Source organism: Pseudomonas sp. RHF3.3-3 (assembly GCF_048069595.1).
In the GTDB taxonomy this organism is placed as follows: domain Bacteria; phylum Pseudomonadota; class Gammaproteobacteria; order Pseudomonadales; family Pseudomonadaceae; genus Aquipseudomonas; species Aquipseudomonas fuscovaginae_B.
In genome coordinates, this window is record NZ_CP182250.1 from 3,630,578 (window position 1) to 3,639,069 (window position 8,492).

At 65.8% G+C, this 8,492-nt stretch carries 1 protein-coding gene (cut by a window edge); it reads right to left on the reverse strand.

The genetic code is table 11. The features are described from left to right. Positions 1–8,052, reverse strand: partial view of a non-ribosomal peptide synthase/polyketide synthase gene (locus ACMGT0_RS16300; protein ID WP_416768983.1) — the 5' portion only. 22,755 nt of this gene lie to the left of the window's left edge; the window shows 8,052 of its 30,807 coding nt (coding positions 1–8,052); its start codon is at positions 8,050–8,052; its stop codon lies off the left edge, out of view. Positions 8,053–8,492 lie beyond the last annotated feature (440 nt).

The window sequence follows — 8,492 nt, forward strand, 5'->3', positions numbered from 1 at the left end:
ACGGACCTGGGCCTCGAACAGCCCGTGCACGGTCTGTGTCCGTGGGTAGTCGCGATGGCTGGCGTTGAAGCTCACCAGCAGTTGCTCGCGCTCGGCATCGGGCAGGATCGTAAGTTCAGCCAACGGCGTCTGGGGCGCCTGCTCCAGGGCCGCCGCCAGGTTGACCAGGGCCGTGTGCATGTAGTCGCAGACCCGCTGCGCACCGATGCCCTCCAGGGCCAGGACACTCAGGGAGAAGTCTTCGCCCAGGTCGTCCACCGACAGTGTCAGCGGGTAGTTGGTGCGTTCTTCACTGCTGAGAATCTCGATCCCTTGCCAAGCCTGCAAGGCCGGTTCGGAAACCGCGTCGACGGCGCTATGCCGGTAGTTGAGCAAGGCACTGAACAGCGGGGTTGGCGCGGCCACGCCGCTGCAACGCTGGGCCAGGGCCAGGGACGCATGTTCGTGACCGAGCAGCGCGCTCAGTCGCCCGTGGACCGCCTTGACCCCGTCCCGCACCCCCTGCTCGCCCACGGTGACCCGCAGCGGCAAGGTATTGATAAACATCCCCAGGGCCCGATCGGCACCCTCGCCGCCCTGCATCCGCCCCATCAGCACGGTGCCGAACACCACATCCCGGGTGCCCGAGACCTTGCCCAGCACCTGGGCCCAGGCCAGGTGGTGCAGGCTGGCGGCGCTGACCCCCAGTTGCCGGGCCAGGGCCCGCAGCCGCTGGCTCAAGGCTGATGGCAGAACGGCACTCACTTCATCGATAAGGTGGCTGTCGACCTGCACATCCTGCAGGCCGAATGGCAGGGTCGGCTCGTCGATATCGCCCAGCATCTCGTGGAAGAACGTTTCGTGTTCCTGCTGGCTGGTCCCCAGGCGCGCCTGGGCCACATAGTTGCGGTACGGCACCGGGTTGCCCAGTTGATCGGCCTGCCCCAGCAGATGCGCCTGGATTTCATGTCGCACCACCTCCAGGGCGGTGTGGTCCAGGGCCATGTGGTGGAAGCGCAACATGGCCACCCAACGCTGTTGGCCCTCGTCCTCGGCGAACACCAGTTGCATCAGGGGAGCCTGGGTCACGTCCAGCCGGGAGTGGCGGGTGTCGAAACGCGCCTTCAGTTGAACCGCCACCTCACCGGCACGCGGATCCAGCACCAAGGCTTCGCAATGCAGGCGGGCCTGGCGCCAGACCACCTGGACCGGTTCGTCCAGGCCTTGCCAGAGGACGGCGGTGCGCAGGATGTCATGCCGGTCGATGACCTGTTGCAACGCCTGGGCAAAGGCGTCCAGCCGCTGACGGTCCGCCACGTTGAACAGGGCATGGAGAACATAGGGATCACCCTGCTCGGCGGCCAGGTGATGATAGAGAATGCCTTCCTGCAGCGGTGCCAGCGGATAGATATCCTGCACATTCGCCGCACCACCCGGCACGCTGGCGACGATTCGCTCGATCTCCGCCTGGTCCAGGTCGATCAGCGGCAGCATGTCCGGGGTGAGGTGCGTGCAGCCCGGCGGGATGGCATTGGCCGGGACCACGATCTCACGTCCGCCACCCACGGCAGCGGCCAGCGCGGCCAGGGTCGGCTGATTGAACAGCACCCGCACATCGGCGCTCAGACCGGCCTGGCGCATGCGTTCGATCAGGCTCACGGCGAGCAGCGAATGCCCGCCCAGTTCGAAAAAGTGATCATGACGTCCGATCTGCTCGACCTTGAGCACCTCGGACCAGATCCGTGCCAGGGTGATTTCGGTTTCGCCTTGGGGAGCTTCGAAGCCACGATGGCTCAAGGCACTGCTGTCCGGTGCCGGCAGGGCCTTGCGGTCCAGTTTGCCGTTCGGGGTCAGCGGCAGTTTTTCCAGGGCGACGTAGACGGCCGGGACCATGTACTCCGGCAGTTTTTCCTGCAGGTGGCGGCGCAGGCTGTCGATCTCCACCGAAGCATGACCTTCGGCCAGGGTGTAGTAGGCGACCAGGCGCTTGTCGCCCGGCACATCCTCGCGGGCAGTGACCACCGCTTCGTGAATGGCCGGGTGTTTCGCCAGGCGGGCATCGATTTCGCCCAGTTCGATACGGAAACCGCGGATCTTCACCTGGTCGTCGTTACGGCCCAGGTATTCGATGTTGCCATCCGCCAGGTAGCGACCGAGGTCGCCGGTGCGGTACATCCTTGCCGAAGCGTCCTGGCTGAACGGGTCCCGGAGGAAGCGCTCGGCGGTCAGGTCGTCACGGTTCAGGTAGCCACGAGCCACGCCGGCGCCGCCAATGTAGATTTCACCCGGTACGCCCAGCGGAACGGGCTGTTGTTGCTCGTCCAGCAGGTAGAACTGGGTGTTGCCCACCGGCTTGCCGATATGCGGGGCGAAGCCATCCTCTCGATCCATCGCCACCCAGCTGGAGTAGGTGGTGGTTTCCGAAGGGCCGTAGAGGTTGCACAGGCGTTGCACGCCGGTTTTCTCGAACAGCGATTCCACCAGGCTGCGTTTCAGCGCTTCACCTGCCACGTTGACGGTGTGGACTGAAGCAGGCAGACCATCCACTTCCAACAGCGCTTTCAACGCTGAAGGCACGGTGTTGATCAGGCCGATATCGTGCTCGCCGTGCTGCAGTTCCAGGACGTTTTTCACCACCTCGATACTGCCGCCCGAGGTCAGCGGTGCAAAGCACTCGTAGACCGCCAGGTCGAAGTTCAGCGAGGTCGAGAATAGCGTCTTGTCCAAGGCCCCGTTGTCGAAGGCCCCGTGGGCCCAGGTCAGGAAGTTCACCGTGTTGCGGTGTTCGATCATCACGCCCTTGGGCAAACCTGTCGAACCCGAGGTGTAGATCAGGTAGGCCAGGTGTGCCGAGGTCAGGCCCGGCACCTGTGGATTCCGGACGGACTCGTCCTGCCAGGTGCCCTGATCCAGATTGATCACGGGTACCGACACGCCGGCCAGCAACTGCTGGGTCGCGTTCTGGGCCAGCACCACGGCCGGCGCACTGTCCTGCAGCATGTAGGCGATCCGCTCGGCCGGATACGCCGGATCCAGCGGCACGTAGGCGCCCCCGGCCTTGAGAATCGCCAGCAGGCCGACGACCATCTCGGCGCCGCGCTCGACACAGATCCCCACGCGGGAGTCCGGCTGCACACCTTGCTTGCGCAGGGCATGGGCCAGGCGGTTGGCCTGCTCGTTCAGTTCGCGATAGCTGAGTTTCCTACCGTCATGGACCACCGCCAGGGCATCCGGCGTCAGTTCCACCTGGGCCTCGAACAACCCATGGATGGTCTGCGCCTGCGGATACTCCAGCGCGGTGTCGTTGAACGCCACCAGCAGTTGCTCACGTTCGCCTTCCGGCAGGATCGACAGGCTTTGCAGCGACGCTTGCGGCGTATGTTCCAGTGCTTCCAGCAACTGCTCCAGCGCCGTGCGCATGTAGCCACACACCCGCTGCGCACCAACCGAGGATGTCACCAACGCGGTCAGCTTGAAGCCTTCGCCCTGGTCGTCGACGTTCAGCGTCAGCGGATAGTTGGTGCGTTCTTCCTCACTGAGGATATGGATACCCTGCCAGGCCTGCATGGCCTGTTCGGACACACTGCCCACGGCGCTATGCCGGTAATTGAGCAGGGCGCTGAACAGCGGCAGTGGCGCCGCCACGCCACTGCAGCGCTGGGCCAATGCCAGGGACGCATGCTCATGCCCCAGCAACGCGGTCAACCGCGCATGGGTCGCCTTGACTCCGGCGCGTACCCCCTGCCCACCCAGCGCGACCCGCAGCGGCAAGGTGTTGATGAACATCCCCAGCGCCCGGTCGGCGCCCTCGCCGCCCTGCATCCGGCCCATCAGCACGGTGCCGAACACCACATCCTGCCGGCCCGAAACCTTGCCCAGCACCTGGGCCCAGGCCAGGTGCATCAGGCTCGCGGCACTCACCCCCAGGTGCCGGGCCTGAGCGCGCAGGCCCTGGTCCAGCCGGCTGTCCAGCAGCAGGCTGGCCTCGTCGATATCCCGACCATCGCCCTGTACGTCCTGCAACCCGAACGGCAGGGTCGGTTCGTCGACCTCGCCGAGCATGTCACGGAAAAACGCTTCGTGATCGGCCTGACTCACACCCAGGCGCGCCTGGGCCACGTAGTTGCGATACGGCACCGGTGTCGGCAGGGTTTGGGCCTCGCCCAGCAGCCAGGCCTGCATTTCATGTTGCACCACCTCCATCGCCATATGGTCCAGGGCCATGTGATGGAACAGCAGCATCGCGGTGATGCGCCGATTGAGCGGATCTTCGGCATAGGCCAGACGCATCAGTGGAGCCTGGCCGATGTCCAGGCGGTAGTGCCTGGGGTCGAAACGGCCATGCAGTTGCGTGCCGATATCACCGGCCGCCGGGTCGAGCTCGAGCGCATCCAGGTGCAGTCTCGCCTGGCGCCAGACCACTTGCACAGGCGCATCCAGGCCTTCCCAGACCACCCCGGTGCGCAGGATGTCATGGCGGTCGATGACCGTCTGCAAGGCCTGGACAAAGGCGTCCAGGCGCGGGTGATCGTCGAAGGCGAACTGCGCCTGCAAGACATAGGGGTCACCCTGCCCGGCGGCCAGGTGGTGATAGAGAATCCCCTCCTGCAACGGCGCCAGCGGATAGATATCCTGCACATTCGCGACACCACCGGGTACCGTCGCCACCACCCGGTCGATCTGCGCCTGGGTCAGGCTGACCAGTGGCAGCAGGTCCGGGGTGATCCGCGCGCAATCCTGCGCAATCAGGTTGGCCGGCACGCTGATCTCGCGTCCGCCTCCCACGGCGGCGGCCAAGGCCGACAGGGTCGGCTGGCTGAACAGCACGCGCACGTCGGCACTCAGGCCCAACTGGCGCATGCGTTCGATCAGGCTCACCGCCAGCAGCGAATGGCCGCCCAGTTCGAAGAAGTGATCGTTGCGCCCGACACGCTCGACCTTGAGCAGGTCGGCCCACAGCTGTGCCAGGGTGGTTTCCAGGTCGCCCTCGGGCGCCTCGAACTCGCGACTGGCATAGGCGTCGGCGTCCGGCGCCGGCAAGGCGCGGCGATCCAGCTTGCCGTTGGCGGTGAGCGGGAACGACTCCAGGATCACGAAGGCACTCGGCACCATGTATTCGGCCAGGGACGCCGCCAGCTCGCTGCGCAGCGCAGGCACCGACAAGACGTTGCCTGGCTCGCCAACCAGATAGGCCACCAGGCGCTTGTGCCCGAACTCGTCCTGGCGGGCCAGCACCAGTGCTTCCCTGACGCCCGCGCAGGCGGCCAGGCGTGCCTCGATCTCCCCCAGTTCGATGCGGAAACCGCGAATCTTCACCTGATCGTCGTTACGCCCGAGGTACTCGACAACACCGTCCGCGTTCCAGCGCGCGAGGTCGCCGGTACGATACATCAGCGCCCCGGCCTGGTCGCTGAACGGGTCGGCGATGAATTGCGTGGCGTTCAGTTCCGGCCGGTTCAGATAGCCCTTGGCCACGCCCTGCCCGCCGATATACAGCTCGCCGGCCACGCCCACCGCCACCGGTTGGCGCAAGGCATCGAGGATATAGACCTGGCTGTTGCCGATCGGCCGGCCGATGGGAATCGCGCCGTTGCCGACCGAGGTGATTTCATGGGTGGTGGAAAAGGTCGTGGCTTCGGTCGGGCCGTAGCCGTTGAGCAGATGCCCGGGGGCACCTTCGGCCAGCACCCGGGCGATCACCGAAGGATCCAGCACATCGCCACCGACGATCAGGTAGCGCAATTGTGCGAAGGCGCCCATCAGGCCGGCGGCATACTGATGGAACAGGCCGGCGGTCATCCACAGCACGCTGACCGACTGGGCCAGCAGCAGGGCCCGGAAATCCTCCAGGGACAGCAACACCGACTGTTCCACCACCACCACGCAACCGCCGTTGAGCAGCGGTGCCCAGACATCCAGGGTACTGGCGTCGAAGGCCGGGTTGGAGGCGAAGGCCACCCGATCCTGCCTGTTGAAATCGGCGTAGCCGTTGTTGAGCACCAGGCGGCTCACCGCGCGGTGCGGCACCAGTACCCCCTTGGGGGTTCCGGTGGAGCCGGAGGTGTACATGATGTACGCCACCGACTCGGCGCCCGACAGCGACTGCGGGTTCGGCACGTCGGTGGCCAGCGCCAGCAGGTCCAGATCCACCCGCCGGACACCCTCCGGCACCTCGCTGGAGCCGCGGGTCAATACCTGCCGCGCCTCGCTGTCATGCAACATGAACGCCTGGCGCTCGGCGGGAGCATTGATATCGAGCGGCACATAGGCCGCGCCGCACTTGAGGATTGCCAACTGGCCGGCCAGCAGGTCGAAGGAACGCTCCAGCAGCAGGCCCACGCGATCGCCCGGCTGTACCCCGAGACCGGCCAGATGCTGCGCCAGGGCATTGGCCCGGCCGTTGAGTTGCCGGTAGGTCAGTGCCTGCCCGCCCTGCACGGCAGCCAGCGCATCGGGCTGCGCCGCCACCTGCTCCTCGAACAGCTGTACCAGGCTGCTGTGCCGTGGATAGTCACGCGCCGTGGCATTGAAGCCATGCAGCACCTGCTGGCGCTCGGCGGCCGAGAGGATCTCCAGTTGCTGCAACGGTGTCTGCGGCGCTTGCTCCAGGGCTTCCACCAGCGCCGCGAGGGCCGCCAGCATATAGTCACCGATACGTTGCGCACCGATCTCCACCAGGGTCTGGACCGCCAGGCTGAACCCCTCGCCAAGATCGTCCACCGACAGGGTGATCGGATAGGTGCTCTGCTCGTCGCCACCCAGGCTCTGCAAGCCGGCCCAGGCCCGGGCGGTCTCGGCCGAGACCTGCGAGCCGGTGGCGCTGTGGCGGTAGTTGAGCAGCGAGCTGAACAAGGGCGTCGGGGCAGCCACCCCACTGCAACGCTGGGCCTGGGCCAGGGACGCGTGTTCATGACCGAGCAAGGCGGTCAGGCGTGCGTGGGTGGTCCTGACCCCTTCGCGGACTGCGTGCCCCTCGAGTTTCACCCGCAACGGCAGGGTGTTGATGAACATGCCCAACGCCCGGTCGGCGCCCTTGCCGCCCTGCATCCGGCCCATCAGTACGGTGCCGAACACCACATCGGACTTGCCCGACACGGCCCCCACCACCCGCGCCCACGCCAGGTGATGCAGGCTGGCGGCACTGACGCCCAACTGGCGGGCCTGGTCGCGCAGACGCCGGCTCAGATCGGCGTCGACAGGAAGGTGCAGCTCTTCGATCCGCGGGTTGCCACCAGGTATTTCCGCTACGCCAAATGGCAGGGTCGGCTCATCGACGTCCGCCAGCATGTCGCGGAAAAAGCCTTCATGGGCATCGGCGCCGGCACCGAGCCGGACCTGTGCCACATAGTTGCGATAGGGCACCGCCTCGGGCAGCGCGTGACCTTCGCCGAGCAGGTAGGCCTGCATTTCGTATTGCACCAGCTCCAGCGCGGCATGGTCGATGGCGATGTGGTGGAACAGCAGGAGCGCGACCCAGCGTGCATTGGCCCGGTCCTCGGCGCACACCAGGCGCATCAGCGGGGCCTGGCGCAGGTCCAGGCGGTAATGCCGGGGATCGAAACGCTCACACAGGCGGGTCTCGATATCACTGTCGCCGGGTGCCAGGGCGACTTCCTCCACCGCCAGCGTCGCCTCGCGCAGGACCACCTGCATTGGCTCATCGAGGCCTTCCCAGACCATCGCCGTGCGCAGGATATCGTGCCGGTCGATCACCGCCTGCAGGGCCTGGGCGAAATCGTCGAGACGTTCGCGGCTCTCGGCCGCGAACAACGAACGCAATACATAGGGATCGCCCTGCCCGGCGGCCAGGTGATGGTAGAGAATCCCCTCCTGCAGGGGCGCCAGCGGGTAGATGTCCTGCACGTTGCCGGCTCCGCCCGGCACCGATTCGACAATCCGGTCGATGGCGGCCTGGCCAAGGTTGGCCAACGGCAACATCTGCGGCGTGATGCGCAAGGCCGGACTCAGCCATTCCCCTCCGTTTCGAGCCACCAGCCTGAGCAGTTCCGCCTTGTGCACGACCAGGCTATCGAAGACGGCGCTGTCAAGGCCCTCGTCGTCACCAAGAATCACCAGATTGTCTTCTTCCAGTTGAAGGCCAATCGCGTGCGTGGAAAGAACTGCCATCAATTCGCTGAAGTGCATCGAATAACCTACTGTTTATCATGTCGGAGAGGGTTGGCAACCCAAGGGCTCGGTGTCGGAGACAGCGTTCGCGCGATAAAAACGGAGGGGCTTCGAGGTTCGAAGACAGCATGGCAATCGGGATGCAGGCGTGACCGGCGCCGCGGCGGCAAATGCCCGCGGACCACTGACACATGCGAAACAACCCCTATTCGCCATGCTCCCCACAGGCCTCGAAAATTAGAGCATCCACCTGGGACTGTCTGTCATGGGAAGCCGGGACAAGGCTCGGCCCTGCGAGAGTTCGACGTGTTGCCAGGGGGATGGGGGGGAGAAAAACGGCTCCGTACCCGACCGATCGGCAATCGGTCGGGTACGGAGCCAGGGCT